Source organism: Pseudomonas sp. TMW22080, from assembly GCF_022496745.1.
GTDB lineage: Bacteria > Pseudomonadota > Gammaproteobacteria > Pseudomonadales > Pseudomonadaceae > Aquipseudomonas > Aquipseudomonas bubulae.
On sequence record NZ_SCFF01000001.1, the window covers coordinates 788,281 to 805,173 of the forward strand.

Here is a 16,893-nt window from a genome sequence, read left to right on the forward strand (position 1 = left end):
CCGAGGGCAGCCCTTACCCAGTTGTCAGGTGCAATGGATGGCCATTCTTTATTTTCAGATCTTGATTATTTTTACTCTTTATCTCGCGCGCCGCCTGGGTAAAAAGTCATTGGTTATTGTCTGTTGTGCATGGTCCATATTCAGCCTTTCGAACGGGTTTCTGCCCGGCGTGATTCTGCTCCAACTGTTTACCCTGTGGGCAGGCTGTTATTGGTTTCTGAAGCGCAAAACAAACCACGCCGCAGAGGCACCTGCAACAACGCATGCCGAAAAGAGGCCTGCAGTATCCGGCCCTACGCCGACCCCGCCGCTGCTTTTGGTGCCTGTAGCCTCAACGCCTCTTGAGAGTCCACCCACGGACGGCGGCTTTCTTCGCTCGCTCGACACCCTAAACAATGCACTCTCATCCTTCAACGACTCGGTCTGTTTGAGCCTTGAGGTTCAAAAGGCAACCGCCTCGCTCGCAGCCGTCTTGTTTACCGAGAAGCTTTGCACCGAAAAAGCGCTGGAGCACGCGCGCGCGGCTTTAAAGCTGGCTGCCTGGCGCCAGGAGCATGGCGAGAAAGCCTGGGCGCATTATCTGCAAGCGCAGGCCATATACACCAAAGCGCTCGACTCCAGTGCCAACGCCGCTGTAGCCGCGCCACTGCCCGAGTGGAGGCACATCGATTTTTCCAGCGCCAGGGAGGGTGATACCCCGCTGGCGATTGCCATAGAGGCCAAAAAACGCCAGCTGCAAGGGGAACGCGACAGGTTTTTCAGCGATATTGCTCAGCAAGTCTGGGCTGATCTCTCTCTTCGCATTGCCATGGCTGATGAGCTGAGCAAGGTGGGCGGCCACGAGACCTGGGCGTGCATTTCCCGCCAGGCTGAATTCACCCACAAACCCCTTGCGCGCCTTATGTTTGGAGCCATATTGGGCAAGGTCCAGACATCAACGGCGGATCGCCCGACACCCGTGTTACAAGGCCGTGAATCAATCGGCTTTTTGCCAGGGTTCCTGCTAAAACAAGCGCTCCAGACTCGCGCGCGGGTGCTGGAACTCCCCTATCTGGTTCATTTCACTCGCGTCGAAAACCTGCCTTCGATCATGCAGCATGGCCTGTGCTCCATCACTACCCTTAATGACAAACAGATCGACTTCAGGTTTAACGATCATCTGCGCCTTGAAGGTCAGCCCCATGCCATTTGCCTGTCTATCGGCCATCCCAATGACAAAATGTTCGCCAGTTACCGCTGGAAAAGCCCCGAGCAAGGCTGGGCCGTTCTTGTGATTGATCGCTGCGCCTTATGGTCACTGGATACAGCATTCTGCAATCACAACGCAGCAGATCACCGAATTCGCCAACGCCCCCTCGGCGACCTTAAAACCCTGGCGGCCTTCGACAGCCTTTTTATGCCGCTGAGTACCCTGCCCTCTCGAGAGGACAGCAGATTGCTGCCCTTCGACCCTACGGATGTACAAGCCGAGGTTTTAATCTTCGACACGTTACTACCCGAGCTTATCAACGGTGTGGTTTTCAGTGACCCGCACAACCTGCAAACGTATAAAGACTGCATTGCGGGCAAGCCTGCGCACTTGCACACTGAGAGCCACGGCTTTCTCGGCGCAAGAACTTATGCGCGCAAAACCGGATGGACTTATTGATGGCCAGCAGACCCGTTTTTATCCCTGACCTTGATGGGCAAGCGCTGGTGCGTACACAGACCCTGGCCTTTCGATGGTTTGCAGGTCTGAGCCTGTCCCAGAAGCAGAAATCCGTCACCGCACTGCATCAGGCAGCCCATGCAATACCTGGTGTAAATAAGGTGCTGGAGGTGTCCACTAAATCCACAGAACCTCTGGGCGCCGCCCTCAGTGCTTTCAATCTGTGCTTTGCTCACTCGGTGCTCGGTCACTCGTTGAGTGTCGAATGCGCTTTCCAGGGCAGCAAGGTATTCGTTCAGGGTGGGCCTTTCACCGATATCTATGCAATGTCCTCCCGCGAGGCAAAGCGAGATGAACGGCTGCGTGTTTCTGGCAGGCTGACAGGCTTTGATTTCGCCAACGTGCAATGGCCTCTGGAACCGCAAACAGCATTTTATGACTGGCTGTATATCAGCGCGCTGAAACACCGGGCGGACCTGGCGGATCAGCTATCCGAATATTCTGCGTTCACCGACATTGAGTTCAGCCCGCAAAAATCCATCAATTGCCAGGCTTACTCGGTTGCACTTTTCGTTTCCCTGCAGCAGAGAAACCACCTCGAACAGGCCACCGAGTCGCCAGCAGCTTTTCTCCGCTATTTAGGATCCAGGCCTGTGATCAGCGCGCGCCAGGACGACCTGTCGCAGGGGCGGCTGTTCTGAGTGTGCCCAGGCACAGGCTTGGCCTGCGCCATTGAGATCGACAAGCCATGGCGGGACAGAGAGCAACTCTGGCAAAACCGGCTGCTGCAGCTCGGTATGGACGAATGCCCATAATCCGCAGCCAGCGCTCAAAGATTGCCGACCAACCCTTCGGGTTTTAGTCCGTTATGTCAGGGTGACACGCTTTTGCCCCAAGGCCGGCGGGTCGAAGAAATGGCAAGCAGACGCAATTTTGTCAGAGGTGGTGTGACGCTCGAAAAAGTGAGGTACGAGCGCTCTACCTCCCGCTTAACACCTAGCCTTCAACAACTTGCATCCCCAACAATTACCACGCTGATTTCATCGAGCTGACCACAAGCCGCATGATTTAGGTCATTCCCCAGGTTGCGCAAGCGATCCGAAAAATTGCGGAAGTGATCCGCCAAATCGCAGCCATAAAAAAACCCCGTAGACCAAGGTCTACGGGGCTTTCGAATGTGGAGGCCGAAGCCGGAATCGAACCGGCGTGGGCGGATTTGCATTCCACGGTAAATATTGTTTATTTTCATATAGTTACGATCGTTACGGAACCACACTTGAGTTTGTATCGACAGGCTGAAATAACTAATTTTGAGCCATCCGGATTTTGGATGCGGAACCGTTTTAGAGCGTCCATGTAGTACTTTTTTTCGATTCTCAATATGAAACATACATTAACGAAGTAACTAACCAGCCTGGAACGCCCCCCCCTAGACAGTCTGATTTCTGCGCAGTAGCGTCTAAGTCAAATATCACTTAATTGGGTCAGGTAATGGTTTCTGCAGCAGTTAGGGAGGAAGTCCGACAGCGCCTTCGCCGTGCGGAGGAAGAGCATGAGGTAAAAGTGCTTTTGGCCGTTGAGTCAGGAAGCCGGGCCTGGGGGTTCGCGTCTCCCAATAGCGACTACGACGCACGGCTCATCTACGTCAATAAACCTGACTGGTATCTTTCTGTTGGCCTTGAAGAGCAACGTGACGTCATTGAGTACCCGATCATTGACGAGATGGATATCAATGGCTGGGATCTGCGCAAAGCCCTGAGGCTTTTCTGGAAGTCCAACCCCGGGTTTGTTGAGTGGGTGCAATCGACAATCGTGTACGAACGCTCCGGATCATTCCACGAACGTGCTAAGGCGTTATTACCCGAGGTTTACTCGGTCGAGAGCGGTATTTACCACTACCGCAGCATGGCCAAGACCAATTACAGGGGGTACTTGCAAGGCCCACAAGTACCACTAAAAAAGTACTTCTACGTGCTTCGCCCGTTGTTATCAGTCCGCTGGCTTGAAGAATTTGGCAAGCCCGCCCCTATCGAGTTTGAAAAACTGCGCGTTGTGATCGACCGGGAGCTAGCGCTCCAGCAGGCCATAGACGACTTGCTTATGCTCAAACGAGCATCACCAGAAATGGGGCTATCCCCCCAGATTGCACCGATCCAACAATTCGTTGAGCGTGAACTGCAGCGGCTCGAAAGCATCAAACCACAACGTGGAGACCGCAAAGGAGTAGAACCGTTACTTTCAGACCTGTTTCGTTCAGTGCTGAAAGACACGTGGGGATGAGCGTCAAAATACTGAACCACCCTCAACACGTGTCACCGCTCAGCCAGAAAGTTTCCCTCTGATTAACGCCACTGCCTGATCTGCCGGCATGTTTGCAGTATCCACAGTAAAAGGCACGCAGTCCCACACTTCGTATTCATGACTCAGGACAGATTGCCAAGTTGGGGGAGTCAGTCCTGGGACACCGACCTGCCTGGTTTCCACACGACGACGGTGCTCATCCTGGTCCGAGCAAATCACCTGAATATCCATTAATGGGACACCTGCCCTACTGACAATCTCGCGCCATGCTTCCCGGCTTTCGGCAACGGGATTGACGCAATCCACTATGACCGTTTGCCCCAGCCCAAGATTGCTTAGCGCCAGTTCATTCGCGACAAAATAACCGCTGCGACCGACTTCATCTCTCAAGACTCCCGCATTACGAATTGCCTGCTCAATATTGTCGATACGCAGATAGACAGCCCCCAACTTGGCCGCCAATGCGCGAGCAATAGTTGTTTTTCCGGTGCCCGGCAGGCCGCTAAAAACAATGAGCATCAGTTTCCCCTATCGAGATAGATCAACCATCGTTTTAGTCAACGTGTACAGGCTCTGGCCCTATCCGCTGGACTAAACGATCCGCAGCCACGGCCAGCGCGACTGATAGCTTGTGGTCTTTTGATGGAACAAGTCAGGCTGGATATTTTTGGTGTTGGGCCGCAGATACCCCAGTGCGACATCATCCAACCCATAAGGCGTATACACCTCACCCGTACCAGGGTCCAGGCCAATGCAGGTACCCGCAACTAGATACCGGTCAATTCCGTCCCTGGCCGACTCAAGCTGAGGATAAGCCCTAGCAAAGCGTTCACCGTACCAGAGATGGACACGAGCCTGATTCTTGATATCAACCTTTGCGCCCAGATCCTGGAAAAGCTGCTGGGTACGGAGAATAACGTCGTTCTCGGCCTCCCAGGACAGATCCGTGTCGAAGTAAAAAATGTCGTAGTCCTTTACGCCTGATTCCGGTGGCAGACTCGAGTGGTGATTCCAGACGGCCTGAAATAGACAGCCTGCTGTCAGCATGCATTGGCTCAGCCCAAGCGAAGGCAACCGCTCTGCAATCTGCGCGTTAATCGGATTGGTCATCGCTATCGTGACCAAGCGTTCAGGAGTCAATTTCACTTTTAGTCCTCAGATTTCAATACGGCACGCTGCCCCTGCTGTAGATGTCTATGGTGTAGGGGGCAGTCCAACCAAGCTGAGTATATTTATAGACAACCCGATGGAGCGCCGGATGCTGAGCGGAATTCGGAACTCCCGACTAATCACAAATTCCGGAGGGTTATGCATGAGTTCACAAATGTTGCGCAACCGCTGGGTTGAGGCTCGTTTAAAAGCGGCTAAACAAGCCGTTGCTGATGACAATCATGAACTGGCAGCAAGTATTCGACAGTTTCAATTCAGGGATATTCGGCCTAAAGCCGCCAGTGAGATTGGGTTAAAACATGCCAGCCGACTGTTGGGGCATTCCAAAGAAGAAATGACTCGCAAAGTATATCGGCTGGTTGGGGAGGTTGTACGACCCACCCAATAAAAACCAACAAATCACCCTCACAAGAAAACACGATCATACAAAGTGGAAGCCAGCATTAAAAATACCAGCTTCAAAATTAAGTGATTGGTGACAAAAATATATCAGAAGCCTCGCAGAGCGAACCCTGAAACTAGTCTCTATTAAGTTGAAAAAGCTTTACATATAATTTTGCCTTGAGCTCTTTCAAATCAACAAAAGTCAATATACGCTGACTCTGCAAATCAAAGGGGATTTCTTCGAAGCCTGATGACACCAATACAACAGCCTTTCCAAGGCACTGAGCAATACCTACTTCATAATAAACGTTCGGATTTCGTCCATTCAGGTTGGCTATCACATATCTTGCAGATAATATTTGCTCTACAATATGCTTAAGAATATTCCCCTCTTTAAAAACTTCATCCCCTCTCACGCAAACCAACCCTAGCATCCCGCAGGCTTCTTTAATAGCCAAATGCTCATCCTTGTAAGCATCATGGAATGGGGTTATCAGAAATACCTTATCATCTTTTTCTTGAATAGCTTGAAAGTCTATACCGAGATTTTTAATAAATCTGAATTGATCTACACCGTGATTATTTTCAGCAGCTCCAGAGTGCTTAATATCAGCATCTCCACCATCAACGACTAAATGATTTAACTCTTGCCAACCTGCATGATCCTTCTGGAACTTTTCATTTATTTTATAAATACTCCCCTCTAGAGAGGACCTCACAGCCCCCAGCTCTACCTTCCCAAGAGCATGATTATACTTTGTCTTAGATTGCTTAACTTTAACCAGCAAATATACAAGCGGAAAAGAAAGCACGAAAGCTACAATACCTGCAAAATAAAATGCATCAGACATATACTCAAGGTGCATGAGTCTCTCCCAGCAACAACATCACAGAATAATATCCCATAAAGCTAGTCAGCGTCAGATTAAACACTGTTGTGCAATATATCTTAGCGACCCCTTTAGCACCTTCTGGCTTCCCATCCAATGCTGAGAGACAGTACCGCCACAACGAAATAGAAAAAACTTTCAATATGAAAGCACCAAACAAGAAAGCAAGTGTAGACGCAACAACCTCTCCTGTCTTTATCGTTATAATCAAACTAATGATTGTCGAAACACAAAAAACTGATATGTCTACAGGGAGTTCTACGACACACTTTAGTAGCTCTATCTCTTTTATAGACTTACCAACCAACAATTTAAGCATGAATGAAGCAAGTATCAACAACAATGGCAGTATCGCCGCATAAGTTGCGGGTGTCATAATTATTATCGCCCAGCGTTAACTATTTCTTAAGGAATTCAACAGTAATCAGACCAACTGTGATCTCCCGCATCAAACATCAAAATAATCTTCAGAGAATTTTCTAAATACAATATACCTAGCACACCTGAACCGTCATATTTTAGATGGCCAAATGCCTCCATGTCCAGAAAATATCCTGACTATGAGCTTTCAAAAAAATCACTGAGTAGTAATTTAGCGCTCGCAAAAAAAAAGAGAAATTCAGTTTTCGCCGCCAGAAATACCACCCCCCCCCATTTGACTTCCCGCCTTAGATACCTCCATGCGGAACACCTACCAAATATGCGGAACACATCCCCCCTTTTCCGCAGGCATAAAAAAACCCCGTAGACGTTAATCTACGGGGCTTTCGAATGTGGAGGCCGAAGCCGGAATCGAACCGGCGTGGGCGGATTTGCAATCCGCTGCATAACCATTTTGCTATTCGGCCAATTGTGCTTGATGATTCCTTGGAAACATCAAAAACAAGAGTGTGTTACTGCGACTATATCGCTACAAGCATTTGATTCTTCAGCACTTCAGGTTGTTGCCCCCGGGCTGATGGCGCGCATTATGTACTAGAAGCTGGAAGCTGGCAACCCCCTGAATTCTAATAATTTTTAGTTATTTTTCAGCCCCCCGTTTTCAAATCACGACGTTGCGTACAAAGCGAAGTAGTCCGTCGCCTTCGTTGCGGTAGGCATGGGGGCGGTTACTGGCGTACATATGGAACTCGCCCGCCGCTATATGCAGCGTCCGGTCGTCCATCACGAGGGTCAGGCAACCCTCAAATACGTAGAGCTGTTCGCTCCAGCCCTCGGCATCCGCCTGGGAGTGGTATTCCTCACCCGGCTCCAGTGTCCACTCCCACAGTTCTACTTCCCGTGTGGCGGTGGCCTTGGACAGTAGAACTGCCTTGCTGCCCACCCGCGTGCCCGTCCAGGCCACTTCGTTGATGCGGCTCGGGTCCGCGGAACCCGGGGCCTGGATCAGGTCGCTAAAGGCTACGTTCAACGCCTCCGCCACACGGTCAAGGGTGCTCAGGCTGACGTTCTTTTCGCCTGCCTCGATCGCCACCAGCATTCGCCGGCTTACCCCGGACTGTTCTGACAATGCGCTCTGGCTCAGGTGCGCAAGCAGCCTGAGACGTCGTACGTTCTGGCTGACGTGCTGGAGAACGGATGCGCGTTGTGAATTTTCTTTGGGCACTATATTGCTCACCTTGTGGGGCTGCGCAGTATACTGCCCAGCTTTGGCGCATTGTGCGTCTCCATTCCCGTCACACGCAAGGTTGCAATGTCATTGAAACTACCCGGGTTGCTGTCATTGACGTCCCGCTTCAGTAAAGCGGAGTGTGTGCTGATCCTGATCACCATGGTCTGGGGCATCACCTTTCTATTGGTACAACATGCCTTGACGGCAAGTGGGCCGATGTTTTTTGTCGGCCTGCGTTTTGCGGCCGCGGCGGCCATGGTCGCGCTGTTTTCTCTGCGCAGTTTGCGTGGCATCACGCTGTTCGAGCTCAAGGCCGGGATGTTTATCGGGGTGTCGATCATGCTCGGCTACGGTTTGCAGACCATCGGCCTGCAAACCATTCCAAGCAGCCAGTCGGCGTTTATTACCGCGCTGTATGTGCCGTTCGTGCCCCTGCTGCAATGGCTGGTGCTGGGGCGCAGGCCCGGGTTGATGCCGAGCCTGGGGATCATGCTGGCCTTTACCGGGCTGATGCTGCTGTCCGGCCCCGGCGGCGCATCGCTGGATTTCAGCCCGGGGGAGATCGCCACGTTGATCAGTGCCATTGCCATAGCGGCGGAGATTATTCTGATCAGTGCTTATGCAGGCAAGGTGGATGTGCGCCGCGTCACGGTGGTGCAGCTCAGTACTGCGTCCATTCTGGCCTTTTTGATGATTATTCCAACACAAGAGGCCATTCCTGACTTTTCATGGCTATTGTTAGCCAGTGCTGTCGGCCTGGGTGGCGCCAGTGCGGTGATTCAGGTGGCCATGAACTGGGCACAGAAAAGCGTTTCACCCACCCGCGCCACCCTGATTTATGCCGGCGAGCCGGTCTGGGCAGGCATTGCCGGGCGCCTGGCGGGCGAGCGTTTGCCAGGCATAGCCTTGCTGGGTGCCGTATTGATTGTTGCAGCGGTGATCGTCAGTGAGTTAAAAACCAAGGGTAAAAAGCCCGAAGCGCTTGAGGACAAGCAAGGCGATCAAGCCTGCGATTAAAGCTGCAAGCCTGAAAGACGGTACGATTTTTTTTACTTACAAGCGCTTATATAGGGGTAGAGCTGTAGGAAACCAGACAGGTTATCGACAGTCTTTGTAGGATTCAGCCACAGGTTTGCTGTTGGTGATCTGCAGCCCGCCCCGTATGATCGCTTACAAACTCCTGCAGATTAGAAGCCTATGTCCCTGATAGTTCTACTGCTTCTGCCCTTTATCGGCAGCTGTCTGGCGGCTGTTTTGCCGCATAACGCACGCAACAGTGAATCACTGTTGGCCGGTCTGATTGCTTTGATCGGTACTGTACAAGTAGCCCTGCTCTATCCACAGATTGCCCACGGTGGGGTTATCCGTGAAGAGTTCATGTGGCTGCCCAGCCTCGGCCTGAATTTCGTTCTGCGCCTGGACGGGTTCGCCTGGCTGTTCTCGATTCTGGTGCTTGGCATCGGCACGCTGGTGTCGCTGTACGCCCGTTATTACATGTCACCCGAGGACCCGGTCCCGCGCTTTTTTGCGTTTTTCCTGGCGTTTATGGGGGCCATGCTGGGCCTGGTGTTGTCGGGTAACCTGATCCAGATCGTGTTTTTCTGGGAGCTCACCAGCCTCTTTTCATTTTTGCTGATTGGTTATTGGCACCACCGCTCGGATGCCCGCCGCGGCGCCTATATGGCGCTGATGGTGACAGGTGCTGGGGGGTTGTGTCTGCTGGCGGGGGTCATGCTGCTCGGCCATGTCGTCGGCAGCTATGATCTGGATGCCGTGCTGGCTGCGGGCGACAAGATCCGCGCCCACAGCCTGTATCCGATCCTGCTGCCGCTTATCCTGATCGGCGCCCTAAGCAAGAGCGCGCAGTTCCCGTTCCATTTCTGGTTGCCCCACGCCATGGCGGCGCCAACCCCCGTATCGGCCTATCTGCACTCGGCAACCATGGTCAAGGCCGGGGTCTTTCTGCTTGCGCGCCTGTGGCCTTCGCTGTCGGGCAGCGAAGAGTGGTTCTGGATTGTCAGTGGCGCCGGTGCCTGCACCCTGGTGCTGGGCGCCTATTGCGCGATGTTTCAAAATGACCTTAAAGGCCTGCTGGCCTACTCGACCATCAGCCATCTGGGCCTGATTACCCTGCTGTTGGGCCTGAACAGCCCGCTGGCCGCTGTGGCTGCGGTGTTCCATATCCTCAACCACGCCACGTTCAAGGCGTCGCTGTTTATGGCGGCGGGGATTATCGACCATGAGACCGGCACACGGGATATCCGCAAGCTCAGCGGCCTGTTCAAGCTCATGCCTTACACCGCGACCCTGGCCATGGTGGCCAGTGCCTCGATGGCCGGGGTGCCGCTGCTGAACGGGTTCCTGTCCAAAGAGATGTTCTTTGCCGAAACCGTGTTTATCAATTCCACGGCCTGGGTAGAAATCGCCCTGCCGGTGATTGCGACCATCGCCGGTACCTTCAGCGTGGCTTATGCCCTGCGCTTTACGGTGGATGTGTTCTTCGGCCCACCCGCGACCAACTTGCCCCATACACCCCACGAGCCACCGCGCTGGATGCGTGCCCCGGTTGAACTGCTGGTGCTGACCTGCCTGACCGTGGGGATTTTCCCGGCGCAAACCGTCGGCCCGCTGCTTGCTGCAGCGGCTCAACCCGTGGTGGGGGGTGAGTTGCCCGAGTACAGCCTGGCCATCTGGCACGGCCTGAATGCCCCCATGATCATGAGCCTGATCGCCATGTCCGGCGGTATCGTGCTGTATGTGCTGTTGCGCAAGCAGCTCAAGCTCGACCGCTTCCCGCTGCCGCCGCTGATCCAGTATTTCAATGGCAAACGCTTCTTCGAGCGCAGCCTGGTGGTGATCATGCGCGGCGCGCGGCGCCTGGAACGCCGCATCAGCACCCAGCGCCTGCAAACCCAGCTGTTTTTGTTGATTCTGGTCGCCGTGATCGCCGGGCTGATCCCGATGTTGTACAGCGGGCTGGGCTGGGGCGACCGCCCGAAAATACCGGGCTCGATCGTGTTTATCACCCTGTGGCTGATTGCGATTGCCTGCGCCCTGGGCGCCGCCTGGCAAGCCAAGTACCACCGTCTAGCAGCCCTGACCATGGTCAGCGTATGCGGCCTGATGACCTGCGTGACCTTCGTATGGTTTTCGGCGCCTGATCTGGCGTTGACCCAACTGGTGGTTGAAGTGGTGACCACGGTGTTGATCCTGCTGGGCCTGCGCTGGCTGCCGCGACGGATCGAAGAGGTTTCACCGCTGCCGGGCACGTTGCGCAAGGCCCAGGTCCGTCGCTTGCGCGACTTGCTCCTGTCCACCGCGGTCGGTGGCGGCATGGCGTTGCTGTCCTACGCGATGCTGACCCGTCAGACACCCAACGATATCTCCTCGTTCTACCTCAGCCGCGCCCTGCCTGAAGGCGGCGGCAGCAATGTGGTGAATGTGATGCTGGTGGACTTCCGCGGCTTCGATACCCTGGGCGAGATCACCGTACTGGCCGCCGTGGCGCTGACCGTGTTTGCCCTGCTGCGCCGCTTCCGCCCTTCGAAAGAGAGCATGCAATTGCCTGCCCAGCAGCGCTTGCTGGCCAAGGACGTGATGACCGACCTGGTCAACCCGCGCAGCGCCAGTGACACCGCCCTGGGCTTTATGATGGTGCCGGCGGTGCTGGTGCGCCTGTTGCTGCCGATCGCCTTTGTGGTGTCGATGTACCTGTTCATGCGCGGTCACAACCAGCCCGGCGGTGGCTTTGTCGCCGGCCTGGTGATGAGTGTGGCGTTTATCCTGCAGTACATGGTTGCCGGCACGCAGTGGGTGGAGGCGCAAATGAGCCTGCGACCGCTGCGCTGGATGGGTACCGGGCTGCTGTGCGCAACCCTGACCGGGCTGGGCTCGATCCCCCTGGGCTATCCGTTCCTGACCACCCACACCGCTCACTTCAGCCTGCCGCTGTTGGGCGATATTCATGTGGCCAGCGCCCTGTTCTTCGATATTGGCGTGTATGCGGTGGTGGTCGGTGCAACGCTGCTGATCCTGACGGCACTGGCTCACCAGTCGGTGCGCGCCCATCGCCCGAGCAATCAGCTTGCCCCGCTGCCTGCCCTGCAACCGCCTCTTGCATCCAAAGAAGGAGCCGCCTGATGGAAGAAGTCATCGCCATCGCTATCGGAGTATTGGCCGCATCGGGCACCTGGCTGGTTCTGCGCCCGCGAACCTTTCAGGTGGTCATGGGCCTGTGCCTGCTGTCTTACGGGGTTAACCTGTTTATCTTCAGCATGGGCAGCCTGTTTATCGGCAAGGAGCCGGTGATCAAGGACGGCGTGCCCCAGGACTTGCTCAATTACACCGACCCGCTGCCCCAGGCACTGGTACTCACTGCCATCGTCATCAGTTTTGCCATGACCGCGCTGTTTCTGGTGGTCTTGCTGGCCTCTCGGGGCCTGACCGGTACCGACCACGTTGATGGCCGGGAGCCAAAAGAATGAATGTAATGCCGCACCTGATTGTCGCGCCCATTCTGCTGCCACTGCTGACCGCTGCCTGCATGCTGTTGCTGGGGGAAAAACACCGCCCGCTCAAGGCGCGGATCAACCTGGTCTCGACCCTGCTCGGCCTGGGTATTTCGGTGATGCTGTTGCTGTGGACTCGCGAGCAGGCGATTCCGGCTTCGATTGGCGTGTACCTGCCGAGCAACTGGCAAGTGCCGTTCGGGATTGCCCTGGTGGTCGATCACCTGAGCGCCTTGATGCTGGTGCTGACCGGCATTATCGCCAGTTGCGCCCTGCTGTTCGCCATGGCCCGCTGGGATCGCGCCGGGGCCAGTTTCCACGCGTTGTTCCAGATTCAGTTGATGGGCCTGTACGGCGCCTTCCTGACCGCCGACCTGTTCAACCTGTTCGTGTTTTTCGAAGTGCTGCTGGCCGCCTCCTACGGCTTGATGCTGCATGGTTCGGGCAAGGCGCGTGTCTCTGCCGGGCTGCATTACATCTCGATCAACCTGCTGGCTTCATCGCTGTTCCTGATTGGGGCGGCGTTGATCTACGGGGTGACCGGCACCTTGAACATGGCCGATCTGGCGCTGAAAATCCCTTTGGTGCCCGAGGCCGATCGCGGCTTGCTGCATGCAGGCACGGCCATTCTGGCGGTGGCCTTTCTGGCCAAGGCCGGCATGTGGCCGCTTAACTTCTGGCTGGTACCGGCGTACTCGTCGGCCAGTGCGCCGGTGGCGGCGCTGTTTGCGATCATGACCAAGGTCGGTATCTATACCGTGCTGCGCCTGTGGACCCTGCTGTTCTCCGGGCAAGCCGGGGCATCGGCGTACTTTGCCGGTGACTGGCTGATCTACGGCGGCATGGCCACCATTGTTTGCGCCGCCATCGCCATCCTCGCCGCCCAGCGCCTGGAGCGCATGGCCAGCCTGAGTATTCTGGTGTCTGCCGGGATCCTGTTGTCAGCCGTGGGTTTCGCCCAGCCCAACCTGACCAGCGCCGCGCTGTTCTATCTGGTCAGTTCCACCCTGGCCCTGAGTGCGCTGTTCCTGCTGGCCGAGCTGATTGAACGCTCGCGTTCTTCTGCCGACCTGGTGCTTGAGGATGATGTCGAGGTCACGCCCAGCCTCAGCGAGCCCACGGCCCCGCCCCGGGGCAGCAACCTGGACGACGAACAGAAAGTGGTGGTCGGGCTGGTCATCCCGTGGACGATGGCCTTTCTGGGCCTGAGCTTTATCGCCTGCGCGCTGTTGATCATCGGCATGCCGCCGCTGTCGGGCTTTATCGGCAAACTCGGCCTGCTCAATGCCCTGCTCAATCCGCTGGGGCTGGGCAATGCCACCGATGCGCCAATCTCAACCGCGGCCTGGAGCCTGCTGGCCTTGTTAATTCTTTCCGGGCTGGCCTCGTTGATCGGCTTTTCACGTATGGGCATCCAGCGTTTCTGGACCCCCCTTGAGCGCCCGTCACCAATCCTGCGCCGCATTGAATGCCTGCCCATCGTGCTGCTGCTGGGGCTGTGTGTGGTGCTGACGTTCAAGGCCGAGCCGGTCCTGCGTTATACCAAGGCCGCTGCCGACACCCTGAACAACCCCGAGCGTTATGTCATGGCCGTGATCGCCACCCGCCCTGTACCAAGCCCGCAGGCCAAGGCGGCACTACAGGAGGTGCAACCATGAGGCGCCTGTTCCCTGCTCCCTGGCTGTCCCTGGCACTGTGGGCACTGTGGCTGTTGCTCAACCTGTCCCTGAGTGCCGGCAATCTGCTGCTGGGCGCGGCGCTGGCCATTCTGGCGCCGGTGATGTTTGCGCCGCTGCGTCCGCTGCCGGTGCGCATTCGCCGTCCCGGGGTGATTATCAAGCTGTTCTTTTTGGTAGGCCGCGATGTGGTGGCCTCCAATATTGCCGTGGCCTGGGGTGTACTGCGCGCCGGCAAAAATCCGCCCCGTTCGCGGTTTATCAAAATCCCCCTGGACCTGCGCGATGCCAACGGTCTTGCCGCCCTGTCGATGATCACCACCGTGGTGCCCGGCACCATCTGGTCGGAACTGGCGCTGGACCGCAGCGTGCTGTTGCTGCACGTGTTCGACCTGGATGACGAGGCGTCGTTTATCGAGCACTTCAAAACCGCCTACGAGCGCCCATTGATGGAGATTTTTGAATGAGTGCCCTGCTCACCAATGCCATCCTGCTCAGCCTGTTTATTTTCAGCCTGGCAATGGTCTTGACCGTGATCCGCCTGTTCAAGGGCCCCTCGGCCCAGGACCGGGTTCTGGCGCTGGACTACCTGTATATCCTGGCCATGTTGATGATGCTGGTGCTGGGTATCAGATACGCCAGTGACACCTACTTTGAAGGCGCACTGCTGATTGCCCTGTTTGGCTTTGTCGGCTCGTTTGCGCTGGCCAAATTCCTGCTGCGTGGCGAGGTGATCGAATGAGTCTCTGGATCGAAATATCGGTGGCTGTGCTGCTGGTGCTCAGCAGCCTGTTTGCCTTGTGCGGCGCTATCGGGCTGTTGCGCCTCAAGGATTTTTTTCAGCGCATGCACCCGCCGGCACTGGCTTCAACCCTTGGCGCTTGGGGCGTGGCCCTGGCCTCGATTCTGTACTTTTCCGCCCTTAAATCGACCCCGGTACTGCATGCCTGGCTGATGCCGATCCTGTTGTCGATTACCGTACCGGTGACCACCTTGCTGCTGGCGCGGACTTCGTTGTTTCGCAAGCGCATGGCAGGCGAGGATGTACCGGCGGAAGTCAGCAGCGGCGGGCGTAGCGAAAACGCTAACTGAACCTGTGGGAGCGGGCTTGCTCGCGATAGGAACGACGCGGTGTGTCTGTCAGACCGCAGTGCGCCCATCGCGGGCAAGCCCGCTCCCACCCACTGGGCTACATCCAGCCCAGCCAGCTCCAGTACGTGGCACCGAACAGCAGCATCAGCAGATAACCCACCGCCGTAACGATCAACCCGACCTTGGCGAACTGTTTCGCGGTAAAGGTCTGGGTGCCCAGGCACACCATATTTTGCGGGGCGTTGATCGGCAGGATAAAACCGTAGCTGACCACAAAGCCCAGCAACATGGTCATGCCCAGGCGGTTGAATTCGCCCGGCAAGGTTTGCAGCACCGCGATCAGAATCGGCAGCAAGGCCGAGGTCAATGCCGTGGCACTGGCAAAGCCCAGGTGAATCAATATCAAAAACGCGCCCAGAATCGCAAAGATCCCCAGCGGCCCTACCTGATCCAGCCCGGTATTGGCCACCACCTGCCCGCCCAACCATTGCCCGGCCTGGGTGGTGAGCAAGGCCGTACCCAAACTGATACCCACCCCGAACACAATCACCGTGCCCCAGGGGATACGCGACTGCACGTCTTTCCAGGTCATCACGCCAAAGCGCGGCAGCAGCAAGAATACAAGGCCGGCATAGGTGGTCGAAGTGGTGTCAAAACTGTGCAGTTTGCCCTCGGTGGCCCAGGCCAGCAGCAAGGCGATCGATACGCCCATCAGGCGCTTCTGCGGGCCGGTCATGGGGCCCAGTTCGGCCAGTGATTTTTCTACGGCCTCCTTGCCGCCGGGGATGCTGTCGCTCTCTGGCGGGAGCATTTTCAGCACCACAAACAGCAGCACCGCCGACATGATAATGGCCCAGGGTGCACCGGCGATCAGCCAGTCGAGCCAGTTCACCCGCGCACCGAGCATCTTGTCCATAAAGCCCACGGTCAGCAGGTTCTGTGCCGCCGCGGTTTGAATGCCGACGTTCCAGATACTGGTGCCCTGGGCCACGACAATCATGATCCCGGCAGCAATGTTGGAGCGTTTGTCCACGCCGAAGGCCAGGATCACCCCCATCATGATCGGTACCACGCAGGCACTGCGCGCCGTGGCACTGGGCACCACCAGGCTGAGCAAAATGGTGACCGCAATCGCCCCCAGCAAAATGCGTCGGGTGCTGGTGCCAATACGCGACAAGGTGACCAGGGCAATGCGCCGGTCAAGGCCGGTGTGGGTCATAGCAGCCGCGATAAACAGGGCACCCGCCACCAGGGCCAGGGCAGCATTGGAAAACCCGGTCAGGGCCATGGTGATGCCAGCAGAGGTGCCGTAGAGCTTGGACGGGTCCGCCAGGGTGGGCGCCATGCCGATTAAAAACGCCATCAGCGAGGTGATCATGATGGCGCTGGCTTCGTACGACACCGCTTCAGTGATCCATACCACCACGGCAAATGCCAGGATCGCCAGCATGCGATGACCGGCTACCGGCAAGTCGGCGGGCAGTGGCAACAGTAGAATGCCGATCATGACCAGGACTGCTATCACCAGACCAATGGGGAGTTTTGCTTTTGCCGTCGCAGGCGTGGGGCTGGTTGCAGGCGCATTCATGGCCATCTCCTTGAGCTTGAAAAC

16 protein-coding genes and 1 tRNA gene are annotated in these 16,893 nt (G+C 56.2%); 11 read left to right on the forward strand and 6 right to left on the reverse strand.

Annotated features, from left to right (window positions below; translation table 11 throughout):
• Positions 1–37: 37 nt before the first annotated feature.
• The 3 genes from EQV96_RS03375 (at position 38) to EQV96_RS03385 (ending at position 3,928) form a co-directional block, all read left to right on the forward strand.
• Positions 38–1,648 carry a DarT ssDNA thymidine ADP-ribosyltransferase family protein gene (locus EQV96_RS03375; RefSeq protein ID WP_240881337.1) on the forward strand — a complete coding sequence of 537 codons (1,611 nt, stop codon included), beginning with the start codon at positions 38–40 and terminating at the stop codon, positions 1,646–1,648.
• A complete protein-coding gene (locus tag EQV96_RS03380) occupies positions 1,648–2,349 on the forward strand; it encodes a hypothetical protein (RefSeq protein ID WP_240881339.1) in 702 nt (233 codons plus the stop codon). Before EQV96_RS03375 ends, EQV96_RS03380 begins: the two co-directional genes overlap by 1 nt.
• 790 nt (positions 2,350–3,139) lie before the next feature.
• On the forward strand, positions 3,140–3,928 hold the full coding sequence (locus EQV96_RS03385; RefSeq protein WP_240881341.1) for a nucleotidyltransferase domain-containing protein: 789 nt from the start codon (positions 3,140–3,142) through the stop codon (positions 3,926–3,928).
• Between the two features lie 39 nt (positions 3,929–3,967).
• Here the strand turns inward: EQV96_RS03385 and EQV96_RS03390 are convergent, their stop codons facing one another.
• Both EQV96_RS03390 and EQV96_RS03395 read right to left on the reverse strand, forming a co-directional pair.
• Positions 3,968–4,468, reverse strand: a complete 501-nt coding sequence (locus tag EQV96_RS03390) for an AAA family ATPase (RefSeq protein WP_240881343.1) — start codon at positions 4,466–4,468, stop codon at positions 3,968–3,970.
• 72 nt (positions 4,469–4,540) lie between these two features.
• Complete coding sequence (locus EQV96_RS03395) at positions 4,541–5,095, reverse strand: nucleotidyltransferase family protein (RefSeq protein ID WP_095025677.1); 555 nt, start codon at positions 5,093–5,095, stop codon at positions 4,541–4,543.
• 166 nt (positions 5,096–5,261) lie between these two features.
• Here EQV96_RS03395 and EQV96_RS03400 point away from each other — a divergent pair, with 166 nt between their 5' ends.
• Positions 5,262–5,507 (forward strand): integrase, encoded by a 246-nt coding sequence (locus EQV96_RS03400; protein ID WP_346769600.1) that lies wholly within the window; start codon positions 5,262–5,264, stop codon positions 5,505–5,507.
• A 130-nt stretch (positions 5,508–5,637) separates the two neighbouring features.
• Here the strand turns inward: EQV96_RS03400 and EQV96_RS03405 are convergent, their stop codons facing one another.
• The 3 genes from EQV96_RS03405 to EQV96_RS03415 form a co-directional block, all read right to left on the reverse strand.
• Entirely contained in the window at positions 5,638–6,369 is a 732-nt protein-coding gene (locus EQV96_RS03405) for a hypothetical protein (protein ID WP_240881345.1), read from the reverse strand.
• Positions 6,370–7,167: 798 nt separating this feature from the next.
• Positions 7,168–7,241, reverse strand: a tRNA-Cys gene (locus EQV96_RS03410).
• Positions 7,242–7,435: 194 nt separating this feature from the next.
• Complete coding sequence (locus EQV96_RS03415; protein ID WP_095021036.1) at positions 7,436–7,999, reverse strand: XRE family transcriptional regulator; 564 nt, start codon at positions 7,997–7,999, stop codon at positions 7,436–7,438.
• Between the two features lie 87 nt (positions 8,000–8,086).
• Between EQV96_RS03415 and EQV96_RS03420 the strand changes: the two genes are divergently transcribed.
• The 7 genes from EQV96_RS03420 (at position 8,087) to EQV96_RS03450 (ending at position 15,281) form a co-directional block, all read left to right on the forward strand.
• Positions 8,087–9,022, forward strand: coding sequence for a DMT family transporter (locus EQV96_RS03420; protein ID WP_240881347.1), 936 nt, complete (start codon positions 8,087–8,089; stop codon positions 9,020–9,022).
• A 180-nt stretch (positions 9,023–9,202) separates the two neighbouring features.
• Entirely contained in the window at positions 9,203–12,145 is a 2,943-nt protein-coding gene (locus EQV96_RS03425; RefSeq protein ID WP_095019769.1) for a monovalent cation/H+ antiporter subunit A, read from the forward strand.
• Positions 12,145–12,489, forward strand: coding sequence for a Na+/H+ antiporter subunit C (locus tag EQV96_RS03430; RefSeq protein ID WP_003446102.1), 345 nt, complete (start codon positions 12,145–12,147; stop codon positions 12,487–12,489). Before EQV96_RS03425 ends, EQV96_RS03430 begins: the two co-directional genes overlap by 1 nt.
• Positions 12,486–14,171, forward strand: a complete 1,686-nt coding sequence (locus tag EQV96_RS03435) for a monovalent cation/H+ antiporter subunit D (RefSeq protein ID WP_240881349.1) — start codon at positions 12,486–12,488, stop codon at positions 14,169–14,171. Before EQV96_RS03430 ends, EQV96_RS03435 begins: the two co-directional genes overlap by 4 nt.
• Positions 14,168–14,656 (forward strand): Na+/H+ antiporter subunit E, encoded by a 489-nt coding sequence (locus tag EQV96_RS03440; RefSeq protein ID WP_095000590.1) that lies wholly within the window; start codon positions 14,168–14,170, stop codon positions 14,654–14,656. The genes EQV96_RS03435 and EQV96_RS03440 overlap by 4 nt, the downstream gene beginning before the upstream one ends.
• Positions 14,653–14,931 (forward strand): K+/H+ antiporter subunit F, encoded by a 279-nt coding sequence (locus EQV96_RS03445; RefSeq protein WP_048358261.1) that lies wholly within the window; start codon positions 14,653–14,655, stop codon positions 14,929–14,931. The genes EQV96_RS03440 and EQV96_RS03445 overlap by 4 nt, the downstream gene beginning before the upstream one ends.
• Positions 14,928–15,281 (forward strand): Na+/H+ antiporter subunit G, encoded by a 354-nt coding sequence (locus EQV96_RS03450; protein WP_095000591.1) that lies wholly within the window; start codon positions 14,928–14,930, stop codon positions 15,279–15,281. The genes EQV96_RS03445 and EQV96_RS03450 overlap by 4 nt, the downstream gene beginning before the upstream one ends.
• Before the next feature lie 97 nt (positions 15,282–15,378).
• Here EQV96_RS03450 and EQV96_RS03455 read toward each other — a convergent pair whose 3' ends face one another.
• Complete coding sequence (locus EQV96_RS03455; protein ID WP_130871634.1) at positions 15,379–16,869, reverse strand: DASS family sodium-coupled anion symporter; 1,491 nt, start codon at positions 16,867–16,869, stop codon at positions 15,379–15,381.
• Positions 16,870–16,893: the final 24 nt, after the last annotated feature.